13 protein-coding genes are annotated in these 16427 nt (G+C 65.2%); 10 read left to right on the top strand and 3 right to left on the bottom strand.

What is annotated here, in order from left to right:
- Nucleotides 1–91: 91 nt before the first annotated feature.
- From infB to typA, 4 genes are read left to right on the top strand one after another with little or no spacing between them, the layout of a single operon-like run.
- Nucleotides 92–3160, top strand: coding sequence for a translation initiation factor IF-2 (gene infB / locus ACO6D5_RS08230; protein ID WP_315529221.1), 3069 nt, complete (start codon nt 92–94; stop codon nt 3158–3160).
- A gap of 24 nt (nt 3161–3184) precedes the next feature.
- On the top strand, nt 3185–3586 hold the full coding sequence (rbfA, locus tag ACO6D5_RS08225) for a 30S ribosome-binding factor RbfA (RefSeq protein WP_006225083.1): 402 nt from the start codon (nt 3185–3187) through the stop codon (nt 3584–3586).
- 38 nt (nt 3587–3624) lie between these two features.
- A complete protein-coding gene (truB, locus tag ACO6D5_RS08220) occupies nt 3625–4377 on the top strand; it encodes a tRNA pseudouridine(55) synthase TruB (protein ID WP_169270098.1) in 753 nt (250 codons plus the stop codon).
- On the top strand, nt 4374–6197 hold the full coding sequence (gene typA, locus ACO6D5_RS08215; protein ID WP_315529224.1) for a translational GTPase TypA: 1824 nt from the start codon (nt 4374–4376) through the stop codon (nt 6195–6197). The genes truB and typA overlap by 4 nt, the downstream gene beginning before the upstream one ends.
- Before the next feature lie 90 nt (nt 6198–6287).
- Here typA and ACO6D5_RS08210 read toward each other — a convergent pair whose 3' ends face one another.
- Entirely contained in the window at nt 6288–6686 is a 399-nt protein-coding gene (locus ACO6D5_RS08210) for a tautomerase family protein (protein WP_485825096.1), read from the bottom strand.
- Nucleotides 6687–6792: 106 nt separating this feature from the next.
- On the opposite strand from ACO6D5_RS08210, the gene ACO6D5_RS08205 reads away from it, so the two are divergent.
- Nucleotides 6793–7656 (top strand): LysR substrate-binding domain-containing protein, encoded by an 864-nt coding sequence (locus tag ACO6D5_RS08205; protein ID WP_485825095.1) that lies wholly within the window; start codon nt 6793–6795, stop codon nt 7654–7656.
- Nucleotides 7657–7664: 8 nt separating this feature from the next.
- On the opposite strand, the gene ACO6D5_RS08200 is transcribed toward ACO6D5_RS08205, so the two are convergent.
- The gene (locus tag ACO6D5_RS08200) at nt 7665–8588 is read right to left on the bottom strand and encodes a LysR family transcriptional regulator (protein WP_485825094.1); all 924 of its coding nucleotides are present in this window, start codon (nt 8586–8588) and stop codon (nt 7665–7667) included.
- A gap of 121 nt (nt 8589–8709) precedes the next feature.
- On the opposite strand from ACO6D5_RS08200, the gene ACO6D5_RS08195 reads away from it, so the two are divergent.
- Together ACO6D5_RS08195 and ACO6D5_RS08190 are read left to right on the top strand one after the other, a co-directional pair.
- On the top strand, nt 8710–9693 hold the full coding sequence (locus tag ACO6D5_RS08195) for a Bug family tripartite tricarboxylate transporter substrate binding protein (RefSeq protein WP_485825093.1): 984 nt from the start codon (nt 8710–8712) through the stop codon (nt 9691–9693).
- Between the two features lie 47 nt (nt 9694–9740).
- Complete coding sequence (locus tag ACO6D5_RS08190) at nt 9741–11165, top strand: M20 family metallopeptidase (protein ID WP_485825092.1); 1425 nt, start codon at nt 9741–9743, stop codon at nt 11163–11165.
- A 45-nt stretch (nt 11166–11210) separates the two neighbouring features.
- Here ACO6D5_RS08190 and ACO6D5_RS08185 read toward each other — a convergent pair whose 3' ends face one another.
- Entirely contained in the window at nt 11211–11903 is a 693-nt protein-coding gene (locus ACO6D5_RS08185; RefSeq protein ID WP_485825091.1) for an LOG family protein, read from the bottom strand.
- Here ACO6D5_RS08185 and polA point away from each other — a divergent pair.
- The 3 genes from polA to ACO6D5_RS08170 all read left to right on the top strand — a co-directional run bounded on the left by polA (nt 11902) and on the right by ACO6D5_RS08170 (nt 16415).
- Nucleotides 11902–14619 (top strand): DNA polymerase I, encoded by a 2718-nt coding sequence (gene polA, locus ACO6D5_RS08180; protein ID WP_485825090.1) that lies wholly within the window; start codon nt 11902–11904, stop codon nt 14617–14619. The genes ACO6D5_RS08185 and polA overlap by 2 nt on opposite strands.
- 114 nt (nt 14620–14733) lie before the next feature.
- Nucleotides 14734–15570, top strand: coding sequence for a ZIP family metal transporter (locus tag ACO6D5_RS08175; protein ID WP_315529233.1), 837 nt, complete (start codon nt 14734–14736; stop codon nt 15568–15570).
- A 56-nt stretch (nt 15571–15626) separates the two neighbouring features.
- Nucleotides 15627–16415: a dienelactone hydrolase family protein gene (locus ACO6D5_RS08170; RefSeq protein WP_485825089.1), complete on the top strand. Its 789-nt coding sequence runs from the start codon at nt 15627–15629 to the stop codon at nt 16413–16415.
- The last annotated feature ends 12 nt before the right edge of the window (nt 16416–16427 follow it).

The following is a 16427-nucleotide window of genomic DNA, read 5'->3' as shown; positions in this document are numbered from 1 at the left end:
AAGGACACGGGTCTGCGGTGGGTAGTGCTGGATGTATCCACCGCAAGTTCACGTTGTTTGTAATAGCTGCATATAGGGAAGAGAGAGCCTAATGTCGAGTAACACCGTCGCCCAGTTCGCTACCGAGCTGAAAATGCCTGCCAATGTGCTGCTGGATCAGCTGCGCTCGGCTGGCGTTGACCTCAAATCGGTTGACGATTCCGTCACCGACAGCGACAAGGCGAAATTGCTCGAATCGCTGCGTCGCGCCCATGGCGCGACCGAAGGCAAGAAGATCACCCTGACGCGCCGCCAGACGTCCGAAATCCGGCAGGCTGACGCCACCGGCCGTTCGCGCACGATTCAGGTCGAAGTGCGCAAGAAGCGCGTGTTCGTCAAGCGTGATCCCTCCGAAATCGCCCTGGAACAGGCCGCGTCCGCGCGTGCCGAAGATGAAGCCTCCGTCGAAGACGAGCAGCAGGTGTCCGCGCCGGCTGCACCCGAGGCTCCTGCCGTGGTCGAGCCTCGCGAGACCACTCCCGTCGAAGCGGAGGCTCCGGCCCCCGTCCAGGCGGAAGAGCCCGTTGCTGTAGAAGCGCCCGCGCCGGTTGAAGCGCCCGCGCCTGTTGAATCCGTCGCGGCCGAAGTGCCCGCCCCCGTCGAGGCGAAAGCCCCCGAAGTCCAGGCCCAGCCTGAACCCGAACCGACGCCGGCGCCTGCTCCTGCCGAGCCCGTGGCCGAAGAGGCCAAGCCCGAAGTTAAGACTGAATCCACCGAGCCCCTGGCTGAAGAAGCCAAGCCGGAACCCGTTGTGCTAGCTAATAAGTCAGAAACATCTTCCTCCCAGGCCAACGCGCCTGTCGCCCAGGCTCAGCCTGCTGCGAAGTCCGAACCCGTCAAATCCGCCGCGCCCGCACCGGCCGCGCCTACGCCCGCAGCCCCTGCTGCCCGGGTAGGCAACCGTGCCGACAACCGCCGCGCCGGCCCGCCGCTTGCCGCCTCCGCCACGTCGGCAGGCCGCGATGAGGCCCGCCGTGCCGCCGAGGCTGAAGCCGCCGCGCTGCGTGAAATGCTGAACCGTCCCCGCAAGGTGCTGCGCGCGCCCGAACCGGAGGCGCCCGCCGCCCCCGCGGCTGCGCCGATTTCGGGCACGCTGCACAAGCCGGCTGGCAAGCCGGGCGCCACGCCTGGTGCCAAGAAGGACGCCAAGCCCGCCGCTCCCGGCGCGAAAAAGACCATCAAGACCGCCGAAGTCGCTTCGACCTGGTCTGATGACGCATCGCGCAAGAAGCCCGCCGACAAGCCGGCCGCTCCGGCCAGCCGTGATGGCTGGCGCGCAGGCGGCAAGGGTGGTGGCAAGGGCGGCGGCCGTGGTGGCCGCAACCAGCAGAACGACCGCCGCAACGAGCCGGCACCGCAAGAATTCATTGCACGCGAAGTCCACGTGCCGGAAACCATCAGCGTGGCCGACCTGGCCCACAAGATGTCCGTCAAGGCCGCCGAGGTCATCAAGCAATTGATGAAGCTGGGCCAGATGGTCACCATCAACCAGGTGCTGGACCAGGAAACGGCCATGATCGTGGTCGAGGAACTGGGCCACGTGGCGATCGCCGCCAAGCTGGATGACCCGGAAGCGTTCCTGGACGAAACCGCCACGGTTTCCGAAGCCGAGCAGCTGCCGCGCGCTCCGGTCGTGACCGTCATGGGCCACGTCGACCACGGCAAGACCTCGCTGCTGGATTACATCCGCCGCGCCAAGGTTGCCGCGGGCGAAGCCGGCGGCATTACGCAGCACATCGGTGCCTACCACGTTCAGACCGAGCGCGGCATGGTGACCTTCCTTGACACCCCGGGCCACGAGGCGTTCACCGCCATGCGTGCCCGCGGCGCCAAGGCGACCGACATCGTGATCCTGGTGGTGGCTTCCGACGACGGCGTGATGCCGCAAACGCGTGAAGCCATCCACCATGCCAAGGCTGCGGGCGTGCCCATGGTCGTGGCCGTGACCAAGATCGACAAGCCGTCGGCCAACCCGGAACGCGTCAAGCAGGAACTGGTTGCCGAACAGGTCGTGCCGGAAGAATACGGTGGCGACGTGCCGTTCGTGGGCGTGTCCGCCAAGACCGGCGAAGGCATCGACGATCTGCTCGAAAACGTGCTGCTGCAAGCCGAAGTGCTGGAATTGAAGGCACCGGTTGAAGCGGCCGCCAAGGGCCTGGTCATCGAAGCCCGTCTGGACAAGGGCCGTGGCCCGGTCGCGACGATCCTGGTGCAGAGCGGCACGCTCAAGCGCGGCGACGTGGTGCTGGCCGGCGCAAGCTTCGGCCGCGTCCGCGCCATGCTGGACGAGAACGGCAAGCCGATCCAATCGGCCGGCCCGTCGATCCCGGTGGAAATCCAGGGTCTGACCGAAGTGCCCGCCGCCGGCGACGAGCTGATGGCGCTGTCCGACGAGCGCAAGGCGCGCGAAATCGCGCTGTTCCGCCAAGGCAAGTTCCGCGACGTCAAGCTGGCCCGCCAACAGGCCGCCAAGCTGGAATCGATGTTCGACAACCTGGGCGAAGGCACGCAAACGCTTACGCTTATCGTCAAGACCGACGTGCAGGGTTCGCAGGAAGCGCTGGTGCAGTCGCTGGTCAAGCTGTCGACCGACGAAGTCCGTGTGCAAGTGGTGCACGCGGCTGTCGGCGGCATCTCGGAAACCGACATCAACCTGGCCATCGCCTCGAATGCGGTCGTGATCGGCTTCAACGTGCGTGCGGAAGCAAGCGCCAAGAAGCTGGCCGAGAACAACGGCATCGACGTGCGCTACTACAACATCATCTATGACGCCGTGGATGAAGTGAAGGCAGCCATGTCGGGCATGCTGGCGCCCGAGAAGAAAGAAGAAATCATCGGCCTGGTCGAGATCCGCGAGGTCTACAGCATCTCGCGCCTCGGCAACATCGCGGGTTGTATGGTGCTTGACGGCATCGTGCGTCGCGACTCCCAGGTACGCCTGCTGCGCAACAACGTGGTTCACTGGACGGGGCATCTGGAATCGCTGCGCCGCTTCAAGGACGACGTCAAGGAAGTCAAGTCGGGCTTCGATTGCGGTCTTACGCTGCGCGGCAACAACGACATCCAGGTGGGCGACCAGCTGGAAGTCTTTGAAATCAAGGAAATCGCGCGTACGCTGTAAAGCGTCCGCGAGGCATTATTGCTAATGAGCCGTCACAAGTCCAAAGCCATCCCCGGCCGCAATTTGCGGTTGGCCGACCAGATCCAGAAGGATCTGGCCGGGATCATCCAGCGCGAGATCGATATGACTCGCGCGGGGCTGATCACGCTCTCTGGTGTGGAACTGTCGACCGACTACGCGCATGCCAAGGTGTGGTTCACGGTTTTGGGCGCTGAGCCCGAAGCCGCGACCGCCTTGCTGAACGAGAAAGCCGGTTGGCTGCACTCGCAGCTCTACAAGCTGCTGCACATTCACACTGTCCCCACTTTGCGTTTCTTCCACGACGAGCAGATTGCCCGTGGCATCGAAATGTCGATCCTGATCGACCGCGCAAACCGGCCCGGCCCCCACTCGGGCGTGCCCGACGAACCTGAAGACCAGTCCTGATCGGGCTGTCGTCACTGCTCTAAACACGGATTCCGACGATGGCTAAACGACGCGGGCTTGCGCTCGACGGTGTGCTGTTGCTCGACAAACCCGTAGGTTTGTCGAGCAACCACGCTTTACAACGCGCCAAGCGTGCCATGGATGCGGCGAAAGCCGGCCACACGGGCACGCTGGACCCCTTCGCCACCGGCTTGCTGGTGTGCTGCATGGGACGCGCGACCAAGATTTCCGGCGCGATGCTCAACGCCGACAAGGCATATCGCGCTACGCTGCAATTTGGCAGTGAAACCGATTCTGGCGATCTGACCGGCAATGTCGTGTCGACCGCCGAACCGGGGTTTGCGGTAGAGGAACAGGCACTGCGCGACGCGCTGTCACGTTTCTCGGGCACGATCGAGCAGATCCCGCCGATGTACTCCGCGCTCAAGCGCGACGGCAAGCCGTTGTACGAGTACGCGCGTGCCGGCATCGAGTTGGAACGCGCACCGCGCCAGATCACGATTCACCGCATCGAGCTGCTGTCCCTGTCGGGGACGCAGGCAGAGATCGATGTGGCTTGCAGTAAAGGCACATACATCCGGACACTGGCCCAGGACATCGGGCGCGTGCTGGGCTGTTACGCCCACCTGACGGCGCTGCGGCGCACGCATGTCGGGCCATTTTCTCTGGAACGCGCCGTTGAGCTGGAAGCCTTGCAGGCCATGCCAGACCCCAAGCAGGCATTGCTTGCACTGAACGAATTGCCGGAGGGCTTGCTGCCCTCCACCCTGACCTTAAAGGACTCGCTATGACTCGCGCCTTGCGCAACGTCGCCATCATCGCCCACGTGGACCACGGTAAAACAACCCTGGTCGACCAGCTGCTGCGCCAATCCGGCACCTTCCGCGAAAACCAGGCGCTGACCGAACGGGTCATGGACTCGAACGATCTGGAAAAAGAACGCGGCATCACGATTCTGGCCAAGAACTGTGCCGTTGAATACGAAGGCACGCACATCAACATCGTCGACACCCCGGGACACGCGGACTTCGGTGGCGAAGTCGAACGCGTGCTGTCCATGGTTGACGGCGTGCTGCTGCTGGTGGACGCCGTCGAAGGCCCGATGCCGCAGACCATTTTCGTGACCCGCAAGGCGCTGGCCCTGGGCCTGAAGCCGATCGTCGTGGTCAACAAGGTCGACCGTCCGGGCGCCCGTACCGACTTCGTCATCAACGCCACGTTCGACCTGTTCGACAAGCTGGGCGCGACCGAAGAGCAGCTGGACTTCCCGGTGGTGTACGCCTCGGGCCTGTCGGGCTACGCCGGCCTGACGCCGGACGTGCGCGAAGGCAACATGCGTCCGCTGTTCGAAGCCATCCTGCAGCACGTGCCGCAACGCGACGACGATCCCAACGGTCCGTTGCAGATGCAGATCATCTCGCTGGACTACAACAGCTACGTCGGCAAGATCGGCGTGGGCCGCATCAACCGTGGCCGTATGCGCCCCGGCATGGAAGTGGCTTACAAGTTCGGTCCGGAAGGCCAGGGCGGCCGCGGCCGCATCAACCAGGTACTGAAGTTCCATGGCCTGGAGCGCATCGTGGTGGATGAAGCTGAAGCCGGCGACATCGTGCTGATCAACGGTATCGAAGAACTGGGCATCGGCTGCACCGTCACCGACGCGACCACGCAGGAAGCCCTGCCGATGCTGCGCATCGACGAACCGACGCTGACCATGAACTTCATGGTGAACACGTCGCCGCTGGCCGGCCGCGAAGGCAAGTTCGTGACCAGCCGCCAAGTGCGCGACCGCCTGGACCGCGAGCTGAAGTCCAACGTGGCGCTGCGTGTGCGCGACACGGGCGACGACACGGTGTTCGAAGTGTCGGGCCGCGGTGAACTGCACCTGACGATTCTGCTGGAAACGATGCGCCGCGAAGGCTACGAGCTGGCCGTGTCGCGCCCGCGCGTGGTGTTCAAGGACATCGACGGCGTGAAGTGCGAGCCGTTCGAATCGCTGACGGTCGACGTCGAAGACGCCCACCAGGGCGGCGTGATGGAAGAACTGGGCCGCCGCAAGGGCGACCTGCAGGACATGCAGCCGGACGGCCGTGGCCGTACCCGCCTGGAATACCTGATCCCGGCCCGTGGCCTGATCGGCTTCCAGAACGAGTTCCTGACGCTGACGCGCGGCACGGGCTTGATGAGCCACATCTTCCATGAATACGCCCCGGTCAAGGAAGGTTCGATCGGCGAGCGTCGCAACGGCGTGCTGATCAGCCAGGACAACGGCGACGCCGTGGCCTACGCCCTGTGGAAGCTGCAGGACCGCGGCCGCATGTTCGTGAGCCCGGGCGATGCGCTGTACGAAGGCATGATCATCGGCATCCACAGCCGTGACAACGACCTGGTCGTGAACCCGATCAAGGGCAAGCAGCTGACCAACGTGCGCGCCTCGGGCACCGACGAAGCCGTGCGCCTGGTTCCGCCGATCCAGATGTCGCTGGAATACGCCGTGGAATTCATCGATGACGACGAACTCGTGGAAATCACGCCGAAGTCGATCCGCCTGCGCAAGCGCTACCTGCTGGAAAACGAACGCAAGCGCGCTGCGCGCGACGCAGCCGTCTAAGCGAAACGGGGGCTAGTCGTCCCCGCGTTTCGGTAGTACGCGAAAAAGCCGCACACCTTCGGGTGTGCGGCTTTTTTTTTGCCGGGAAGCCTAGACGCCGTTTTGCTGGTGCCGGTATTCCTGCGTTGCACCGCCGTAGCCGTAGGCCGCCGCCCGCGCGTCGATCACATGGACGTAGGAGCATTCGTGCAGTTCGCCCAGGATCTCCTGGAACGACGCATAGATCTCCTTGATGAAGCGCGCCTTCTCGGCCTTGGTGTTGGTCTCGTCGGTGACGCTGATGTCCAGGTGGAAGGCGTTCTTGCCCAGATCGGACAGCGGGTGGCCGCCGATGAACCACAAGTCATGCGGGATGTGCTGCAGCGTAATGGCGATCACGGGAAGCTTCTTGCCCAGTACAGACTGGGTCAGGCCCGCCACGGAATCGACGACGCGGCGGTTGATGGCGGCATCGGACTGGCCGGAGAGATGGACGACGATGTGAGGCATGAGAGGCTCCTGATTGGGTAGGTGTGAGGCCAGTGTAGGAACCTTGTTGACATCGGAAAAGCGGGAATTTACGATTTCAACCATCGTTTAATCCGTTGGATGAGCCATGTCGGGATTTGATCTGGACCAGTTGCGCACGCTGGTTGCCGTGCTGGATTCCGGCAGCCTGACGGCGGCCGCGCCCAAGGTGTTTTTGTCCCAATCGTCGGTCAGCGAGCAGATGCGCAAACTGGAAGACCGCGCGGGGCAGCCTTTGCTGGTTCGGGGCAAGGCGGGCGTCGCCGCAACGCCCGCCGGCGAACGCCTGTTGGCGCACGCGCGCGCCATCCTGGCGCTGAGCGACGAGGCCTATCGCGACTTGCGGGGCGTGGCGTTGCGAGGCGAATTGCGCTTGTGCATCACGGACTATTTCCGCCCCGGCGACGTGGCGCGGATGCTGCGGCGCCTGAACGAGCAGTATCCGCAGGTGCGCCTGCACGTCACGATCATGAAGAGCGGCGCCATCGAGGCCGCTTATGAGCGGGGCGAGATCGACGTCGGCATATCGATGTCGATCCAGGAGCGCGGCGCGCCGCGTGCCCGGGCGCAGGGCGCCCTGCTGCGGCGCGAGCCCTTGCTATGGATGGCGGCGGAAGGGGCGGGTCCACAAGCGGGCGAGTCCTTGCCGCTGCTGGTGTTGCCGGAGACGTGCGCGTTGCGCCAGTACGTCGAGCGGTTGTTGTCGCGCCGGGGCGTGCCCTATGCGGTGGCGCATGTAGCCTCCGGCGTGGCGGGTTTGCAGCTGGCCATTTCAGCCGGCTTGGGCGTGGCCTGCCTGAACGAATCGGCGCTGGCGCCGGGCATTGCGCGCCTGCACGCCCCCGGACTGCCGGCCTTGCCGGCGGTGGAATTCCGCTTGTTGCCAGCGAGGGCCGGCGAAAGCGAATTCATGGGACTGGCGCGCGAGGCCATCATCAAGACGATGCGCTGATTTGCGCGTCAGCGGCAGAGCCAATCCAGGAAATCGCGGCCGGGGCCTTGGGCGCGGACAATGGCGCCGATCGGCGCGAACGATCCCGGCGATTCGATCGCCACGCGCTGGAAATGGCCGTGCTGGAGATACCAGTTGGCCAACGTCAGCGGCACCATCGCCAGGGCCTGCTGCGCGTGCATGACGGCGATCAGCAACGGCATGGGCGGCGCGGCGCTGGCCAGCCGGCAACGGCGGGGGACCACGCCGGCGCGCTCGAAGAACGCCGTGAACACGGCATGGATGGCGAGTTCGGGGCGAGGTTCGATCCATAGCTGCGAGGCGACCTGTTCCAGCGTGGGGACGCATCCGGGCATCAGCAAGGGGTGCCCGGCCGTCGCGACGATCACGGCGGCATCCTGTTGCAGGGGCACGAACTCCAGCCCGGCCGGCACGGCATCCGGCCGGCGGCACAACAGCATGTCGAGGCTGCCGCTGGCCGCCAGCGGCAGCAGGTGTTCCCGGCTGCCTTCCACCACTTCCACATGCAGGTCGGGATGCGCCGTCATGAACGCGGGCAGGCGTTCGGCCAGCAGGCCGCCGCTGGCCGCCGGAATCGCCCCCAGGCGCAGGCTGCCGGCGGCCCCCTCGCGCAAGGCGGCCACGGAGTCGGTGGAGGCGCGCAGGGTCGTTAGCATGCCTCGCGCGCACTCGGCCATCAACTGGCCGCTGCGGGTGGTGCGCATGCCGCGGGCATGGCGTTCGAACAGCCGCACGCCCAGCAGGTCTTCGATGTCGGCCAGGGCATGGGTAGCGGCGGGCTGGCTCAAGCCGATGTGGCTGGCGGCCTGCTGGATGCTGCCGAGGTCGGCGATGCTGGCCAGCAGTTGCAGATGGCGCAGCCGGCCTTTGGCGAGCAGGCGGGAAAGCAGGGTGGCGGGCGCGACGTCCATGACGGTTTAGATATTCAAAATATGAATATATCAACGCATTAATGTATTTGAAATAAGGATATGCCCTGGCCACAATGCAGCGATTCCGTTCTTCGCTTGCGTCCCTAGGAGTGGCTGGTTCATGAAGTCCCGTTTGCTGCATGCCGTAGTTTGCGCTGTCGCCCTCAGCGCGCCTGTTTTCGCCAGCGCCCAGGGCGCGTATCCCTCGCAGCCGGTGCGGCTGATCGTGCCGTTCGCGCCCGGCGGATCCACGGACGTGCTGGCGCGTGCGGTGGCCGACGGCCTGCGCAAGGAATTGGGCCAGAGCGTGGTCGTGGAGAACCGCGCCGGGGCGGGCGGGCTGATCGGCACCGAGGCCGTGGCACGCGCCGAACCGGACGGCTACACCCTGGGCATGGCGACGGTCAGCACCATGGCCGTCAATCCCTTGCTGTACGGCACGCAGCGGGTAGACCCCGCCCGGCAACTGACGCCCGTGGCGTCGGTTGCGACGGTGCCGGTGGTATGGATGGTCAACCCGGCCTTTCCGGCGCAGGATTTTCCGCAGTTCCTGGCTGAGCTGCGTGCGCACCCGGGCAAGTATTCCTTCGGGTCGCCCGGCGTCGGTTCGCTGGGCCACCTGAATCTGGCCGCGATGAACGCCGACCTGAAGGTCGACGTGCTGCACGTGCCCTACCGGGGCATGGGGCCGGCGCTGACCGCCGCGGTCGGTGGCGAGGTGCAGGTGCAGCAGGACCAGTATGCATCGGCGCAATCGCTGATCAAGGCTGGCAAGCTGCGCGCCATCGCGGTGTCGGCACCTGGCCGGTTGGCGGGCATGCCGGAATTGCCGACGCTGGCGGAATTGGGCTACCCGCAGTTGAATGCGCTGGGCCAGACCTGGTTCGGGCTGGTCGCGCCCACCGGCACGCCGGACGCCGTGGTGCAGACGTTGAACCAGGCCGTAGGCCGTGCGCTGGCCGACCCCGCGCTGGTGCAGCGGCTGGCGACGCTGGGCGCGCAGCCGGAGGGCGGCACGCCGCAAGCGTTCGCGCAGCGCATCTCGCAGACGCTGGCCGCGAACCGCAAAATCATTGAAACTGCCGGGATCAAGCTCGACGAATGACAGGCTTTTTTCAAAGAGACAGGATCAGCCCTTTCACTGGAGAAGCAATGGGTGCCATCGACAAACTTGCGCCGTTCATCGACGCGCGCACCGACCGTTACGCCGACCTGAGCGACCGCATCTGGAGCCTGGCCGAGCTGCGTTACGCCGAGCACAAATCGGCCGAACTGCACATCGCGATGCTGGAGGAATCGGGCTTTCGCATTACGCGGGATGCCGCCGGCATCCCTACCGCGTTCGTGGCCGAAGCGGGCCAGGGCGGCCCGGTCATCGGTATTCTGGGCGAGTACGACGCGCTGTCCGGCCTGAGCCAGGAAAGCGGTGCGTTCGCCTGCCAGCCGTCGCCCGAGACGCCCAACGGCAACGGCCACGGTTGCGGCCACCACCTGCTGGGCACGGCCGCGCATTTCGCCGCGGTGGCGGTCAAGGAATTCCTGGAAGCCAACCAGTTGCCGGGCACGATCCGCTTCTACGGCTGTCCGGCAGAAGAGGGCGGATCGGGCAAAACCTTCATGGCGCGCGCGGGCCTGTTCGACGATCTGGATGCGGCTCTGACCTGGCATCCTGCCTCGCATACAGGGATCTTTCACCAGTCGTCGCTGGCCAATATCCAGGCCTATTTCCGCTTCCGCGGGATTGCCGCGCACGCGGCGAATTCGCCTCACCTTGGCCGCAGCGCGCTGGACGCGGTGGAACTGATGAATGTGGGCGTGAACTATCTGCGCGAGCACATGGTGCCGGATGCGCGCGTGCATTACGCCGTGACCAATAGCGGCGGCATTTCGCCGAACGTGGTGCAGGCCCGCGCCGAAGTCCTGTACCTGGTGCGCGCGCCGGTCAATTCGCAGGCATCGGAACTGTACGAGCGCGTGAAGAACGTGGCGCGAGGCGCGGCGTTGATGACGGGGTGCGAGCTGGACATCGTGTTCGACAAGGCGTGTTCGAACTACATGCCGAACCGCGTGCTGAACGAGGTGATGTACGCCAACATGCAGGCGCTGCAAGGGCCCGCCTACACGCCGGGCGAAGAGCAGACCGCGCGGCGGATGTGGGATTCCATCACGGAAGACGACATCGATAACGCGGGCAAGAACCTGGGCGCGGTGCTGCGCAACCCCACTCCGCTGTTCTCCGGCGTGGCGCCGTTTGATCCGGCCAAGACCGAGATCACCTATGGTTCCACGGACGTCGGCGATGTCAGCTGGGTGACGCCCACGGCGCAGTGCTGGGGCGCCTGCTACGCCTACGGCACGCCTTTTCATTCCTGGCAGATGGTGGCGCAGGGCAAGCTGTCCATGGCGCACAAGGGCATGGTGCACGCGGCCAAGATCATTGCGGCGACCGCCGCCGATCTGTACACGCAGCCCGACGCGCTGGCCCGGGCCAAGGAAGAACTGCTGGACGCGCGCCGCGGCCAGCCTTACGCGTGTCCCATCCCGGCCGAGGTCGTGCCGGCGTTCATGCGGAAGTGAAAAATGCCCCCTCGGGGGCATTTTTCATGGGGTGGAGAAGTGCGTTCAGGCCGGCAGGGACGGCGCGTATTGCGCGTCCGAGTTGACCTTTTCGTGGAACTCGACCACCCGGCGGACCACCTTGACGGGATCGTCTTCGATGATGAAGAGGTCCAGGTCGTGCGCGCCGATCATGCCGTTGGCCAGCACCTGGCCGCCCAGCCATTCGACCAGGCCCGACCAGTATTCGCTACCCACCAGGACGATGGGCGCGGGCGGGACCTTGCCCGTCTGGATCAGCGTCAACGCTTCGAAGAGCTCATCCAGCGTGCCGAAGCCGCCAGGCATCGCCACGTAGGCGAAGCTGTGCATGAAGAACGTGGCCTTGCGCGAAAAGAAATATTCGAACGACAGGCTGATGGTCTGGTATTCGTTGTTGTGCGCTTCGTGCGGCAGGCTGATGTTCAGCCCGATGCTGGTGCCGCCCGCCTCGAAAGCGCCTTTGTTGGCTGCCTCCATGATGCCGGGGCCGCCCCCGGCGATGACCGCGAACCCGGCGCCGGCGAGGGCGGCCGAGATGGCGATGGTGGTTTCATAATGGGGGGAATTGCGACTGACTCGTGCACTGCCGAAGACGCTGACTGCGGGCCCGATGTTCGCGAGCTTGTCTGCCGCCGTCCGTATCTCTGACATAATCAGCGGAATTTGTTTGTTGGCGGGTGTTTCCGCAGTTATTGCCATATCTGCCTTTGTAACCATGAAAAAAACCTTATTACTGGTCGACGGTTCAAGTTACTTGTACCGCGCTTTCCACGCTATGCCTGATTTGCGCAATGCGCAAGGCGAACCTACGGGTGCGCTCTACGGCGTGGTGAACATGTTGCGCAAGCTTGTATCTGACCACAAGGCAGAGTATGCCGCATGTATTTTCGATGCACGCGGCAAGACCTTCCGGGACGATTTGTATCCCGAGTACAAGTCGCACCGTCCTCCCATGCCGGAGGACCTGGCGGCGCAGATCGAACCCATCCACCGCGCCGTGCGCGCGCTGGGCTGGCCGGTGCTGGCCATCGAGGGCGTGGAAGCGGACGACGTGATCGGCACGCTGGCCAAGCGCGCGGCCGAGCACGACGTGCACACCATCGTCTCCACCGGCGACAAGGACCTGGCGCAACTGGTCAACAGCCACGTCACGCTCGTCAACACCATGACTGGCGAAGTACTGGACGAGCCCGGCGTGGTCAACAAGTTCGGCGTGCCGCCCGACCGCATCGTCGACTACCTGATGCTGGTGGGCGACACGGTGGACAACGTGCCGGGCGTGACCAAGGTCGGCCCCAAGACCGCGGTCAAGTGGCTGACGGAATTCGGTTCCATCGACAAGCTGGTCGAAGGCGCCGACGGTATCAAGGGCGTGGCCGGCAGCAACCTGCGCGAAGCCATCCCGAATTTCCCGTTGACGCGCCAGCTGCTGACGGTGAAGTACGACTGCGACCTGACCGGCCACGTCGAAAGCGTGGACGACCTGACGCCGCGCGAACGCGACGACGCCACGCTGACCGAACTGTACGAACGTTACGGTTTCCGCACCTGGTTGCGGGACCTGACGGGCGACGCCGAGCGTGTGCCTGCCGGCGACGCGCGCATTGCGGTCGAGGCGCCCGCGGCGCCCACCGAATTGGACTACCGCATCATCGCCGACTGGGCCGAATTCGACGCCTGGTTCGACAAACTGCAAAACGCGTCCCTGGTGGCGCTGGACACCGAGACCACGTCGCTCGACCAGATGCAGGCCAAGCTTGTCGGCTTGTCCCTGGCGGTGGAGCCGGGCGTGGCCTGCTACATCCCCGTGGCGCATCGCGGTCCCGATGGCGCGACGCAATTGCCCAAGGCCGAGGTGCTGGCGCGCCTGAAGCCGTGGCTTGAGGACGCCTCGCGCGCCAAGCTGCTGCATCACGCCAAGTACGACGCCCATGTGTTCGCCAACGAAGGCATCAAGCTGGCAGGCATCGCCGAAGACACGATGCTCGAAGCGTACGTGCTGGAGTCCCATCGCGGCGTGGGCCTGAACGATCTGGCCCAGCGTTATCTGGGCCGCAGCGGCGTGTCCTACGAGGACCTGTGCGGCAAGGGCGCCAAGCAGATCGGCTTTGATGAAGTGGCCGTCGACAAGGCCGGCCACTACGCCGCCGAAGACGCTGATTTCACGTTGCAGCTGCATCAGGTCCTGCGCCCGATGGTGGCGGCCGACGAAGGGCTGAACCGCGTCTACCAGCTGGAGATCCAGGTGTCGGCGGTGCTGACCACGATCGAGCGCAATGGCGTGAAGGTCGATGCGGCCGAGCTTGGCCGCCAAAGCCACAAGCTGGGCCAGGAAATGCTGCGCCTGGAGCAAAAGGCCTATGAGCTTGCCGGCCAGCCTTTCAACCTGAATTCCCCCAAGCAGTTGGGCGAGATCCTGTTCGACCGCATGCAGCTGCCGGTGGTGCGCAAGACCGCGGGCGGCGCGCCGTCGACGGACGAAGACGTGCTGACCAAGCTGGCGCAGGACTACCCGTTGCCGCAGGTGCTGCTGGAATACCGGGGCCTGTCCAAGCTGAAGTCGACCTACACCGACAAGCTGCCCCGCATGATCAACCCGGACACCGGGCGCGTGCACACGCGCTACGCGCAAGCCGCGGTGATCACGGGCCGCCTGGCGTCGTCCGATCCCAACCTGCAGAACATCCCGGTGCGCACCGAGGCCGGCCGCCGCGTGCGCGAAGCCTTCATCGCCGAACAGGGCTTGCTGCTGTCGGCCGACTATTCGCAGATCGAGCTGCGCATCATGGCGCACGTCTCCGACGACGCCAACCTGCAGCGCGCGTTCGCCGCGGGCGAGGACATCCACCGCGCCACGGCCTCGGAAGTGTTCGGCGTGCCGCTGGCGGACGTGTCGAGCGAGCAGCGCCGCGCGGCCAAGGCCATCAACTTCGGCCTGATCTACGGCATGGGCGTGTTTGGCCTGGCGTCCAACCTGGGCATCACGCGCGATGCGGCGCAAGCGTATATCGACCGCTATTTCGCCCGCTATCCCGGCGTGGCGATGTACATGGAAAACACCCGCCGGCTGGCGCGCGAGCAGGGCTACGTGGAAACCGTGTTCGGGCGCCGCCTGCAACTGCCGGAGATCCGTGGGGCCTCGGGTCCGCGCCGGCAGGGGGCGGAACGGGCGGCCATCAACGCGCCCATGCAGGGTACCGCCGCCGACCTGATCAAGATGGCCATGGTGGCCGTGCAGGATTGGCTGGAAGCCGAAAAGCTGCAAACCCGCATGATCATGCAGGTGCACGACGAACTGGTGCTGGAAGCGCCGGACGCCGAGATCGAGCTGGTCAAGGAAGCGCTGCCACGGCTGATGTGCAACGTAGCCGAGTTGCGCGTGCCCCTGGTTGCCGAGGTGGGGATGGGCAAGAACTGGGAACAGGCGCACTAAGCGCGCGCCTGGCCGCCCGCAAGACCGGTGGGCCGCCTTCGGGCGGCCCATTTCCGATTTTGGGATTGCAACAATATAATGTTGCGCTTCCCCCGCCTATATTGCGTCCCCCAAATGTTGCTGCTCTGGGTCCTGCTTGCCACCGTCACCGGTGGCCTTATCGCCGTCCTTGTCGCCAGTTGGCTGGCCTACAAGGTGTTTGCCCAATACCTGCATCACATGGTCAGCCTGTCGGTGGGCGTGCTGCTGTCGGTGGCGCTCTTGCACTTGCTGCCCGAGGCCTTCGAGGGGGCGGTGGGCGACGCCCATGCGCTGTTCGGCCTGATGCTGGCGTCGTTGATCGGCTTCTTCGTGCTGGAGAAAATCGCGTTGCTGCGCCACAGCCATCACCACGAGGGCGACGGCCACCACCATCACAAGGGCCATGACCACCACGAAGCGGGGCGTGGCGGGGTGCTGATCCTGATCGGCAGTTCGCTGCACAACCTGTGCGACGGCGTGCTGGTCGCAGCCGCGTTCCTGACCGATCCGGTGCTGGGCGTCCTGACGGCCGCATCCATCATCGTGCACGAAGTGCCGCACAAGCTGAGCGACTTCGTCGTGCTGCTCAATGCGGGGCTGGCGCGCCGCCGTGCCTTTTCGCTGATCCTGTTCACCAGCTTGTGTTCAGCCGTGGGCGGCATAATAGGGTACTTCGTGCTTCAGCAGGCGCAGGGCTGGGTGCCCTATGTGCTGGTGATCGCCGCCAGCAGCTTCCTGTATATCTCGGTTGCCGACCTGATGCCGCAGATGCACGAACGGGTGTCCCTTTCGGACGCCGTCCCGCAATTGCTGCTGGTGGGCGTGGGCGTGGCGCTGATCTATAGCGTGACGACGCTGATGCACGGGCATGAGCATGGAACCGACGCCGCTCGCGGCGCGCCCCATGCGGAGCATTCCCACACGCACTAGGGACGCGTACGGTAACGGGAGGCCCGGTGTCGTTGATCCCTACACAGGAGTACTCCATGAGTTTTTCCGCCGCCGCCGGCAACGTCGCTCCCACCGTCATCCATACGGACACCCAGGGCCTGGTCCACGGGGATTTCCAACTGCCCGTGGCTGATGGCACCATCGCCGCCTATTACGCCGCGCCTGAAGGCCGCCGCGACCTGCCCATCGTGCTGGTCGTGCAAGAGATCTTCGGCGTGCACGAGCACATCAAGGACATCTGCCGCCGGGTCGCCAAGGCCGGCTACCTGGCGGTGGCCGCCAACCTCTACGAGCGCCAGGGCGATGCGTCGGTCTATACCGACATCCCCAAGCTCATTGCCGAACTGGTCAGCAAGGTGCCGGACGAGCAGGTGTTCGCGGACCTGGATGCCAGCGTGGCCTGGGCCGCGCAGCACGGCGGCGACGCCCGCCGCGTGGCGGTGACGGGCTTTTGCTGGGGCGGGCGCCTGACGTGGATGTACGCCGCGCACAACCCCAACGTGCGCGCCGCCGTCGCCTGGTATGGCAAGCTCAGCGTCGGCCACGGCCCGCTGATCAAGCGCTTCGCCTATAACGTGGTCAACGAGCTGCATGGCCCGGTGCTGGGGCTGTACGGCGCCAAGGACGCCAGCATCCCGGTGGCTGACATCGAGACGATGAAGACCAAGCTGGCCAACGGCAACGCCGCGGCCAAGCAGTCGGAATTCGTGGTGTACCCGGACGCCGACCACGCTTTCATGGCCGACTACCGCGCCAGCTACAAGCCCGACGCCGCGAAGGACGGGTGGAAGCGGATGGTGGAGTGGTTCCAGCGGTATCTGTAACTGGAACGTATG

Source organism: Achromobacter sp. (assembly GCF_057314935.1).
Note: the sequence above shows the minus strand (reverse complement) of the source record. Positions and strands in the feature narration are given on the sequence as shown.

Bases quoted from the DNA above. Each gene is read 5' to 3' on its own strand.
- infB (WP_315529221.1), top strand. From the start codon at position 92: ATGTCGAGTAACACCGTCGCCCAGTTCGCTACCGAGCTGAAAATGCCT.
- rbfA (WP_006225083.1), top strand. From the start codon at position 3,185: ATGAGCCGTCACAAGTCCAAAGCCATCCCCGGCCGCAATTTGCGGTTG.
- truB (WP_169270098.1), top strand. From the start codon at position 3,625: ATGGCTAAACGACGCGGGCTTGCGCTCGACGGTGTGCTGTTGCTCGAC.
- typA (WP_315529224.1), top strand. From the start codon at position 4,374: ATGACTCGCGCCTTGCGCAACGTCGCCATCATCGCCCACGTGGACCAC.
- ACO6D5_RS08210 (WP_485825096.1), bottom strand. From the start codon at position 6,686: ATGCCTCACATCGTCGTCCATCTCTCCGGCCAGTCCGATGCCGCCATC.
- ACO6D5_RS08205 (WP_485825095.1), top strand. From the start codon at position 6,793: ATGTCGGGATTTGATCTGGACCAGTTGCGCACGCTGGTTGCCGTGCTG.
- ACO6D5_RS08200 (WP_485825094.1), bottom strand. From the start codon at position 8,588: ATGGACGTCGCGCCCGCCACCCTGCTTTCCCGCCTGCTCGCCAAAGGC.
- ACO6D5_RS08195 (WP_485825093.1), top strand. From the start codon at position 8,710: ATGAAGTCCCGTTTGCTGCATGCCGTAGTTTGCGCTGTCGCCCTCAGC.
- ACO6D5_RS08190 (WP_485825092.1), top strand. From the start codon at position 9,741: ATGGGTGCCATCGACAAACTTGCGCCGTTCATCGACGCGCGCACCGAC.
- polA (WP_485825090.1), top strand. From the start codon at position 11,902: ATGAAAAAAACCTTATTACTGGTCGACGGTTCAAGTTACTTGTACCGC.
- ACO6D5_RS08185 (WP_485825091.1), bottom strand. From the start codon at position 11,903: ATGGTTACAAAGGCAGATATGGCAATAACTGCGGAAACACCCGCCAAC.
- ACO6D5_RS08175 (WP_315529233.1), top strand. From the start codon at position 14,734: ATGTTGCTGCTCTGGGTCCTGCTTGCCACCGTCACCGGTGGCCTTATC.
- ACO6D5_RS08170 (WP_485825089.1), top strand. From the start codon at position 15,627: ATGAGTTTTTCCGCCGCCGCCGGCAACGTCGCTCCCACCGTCATCCAT.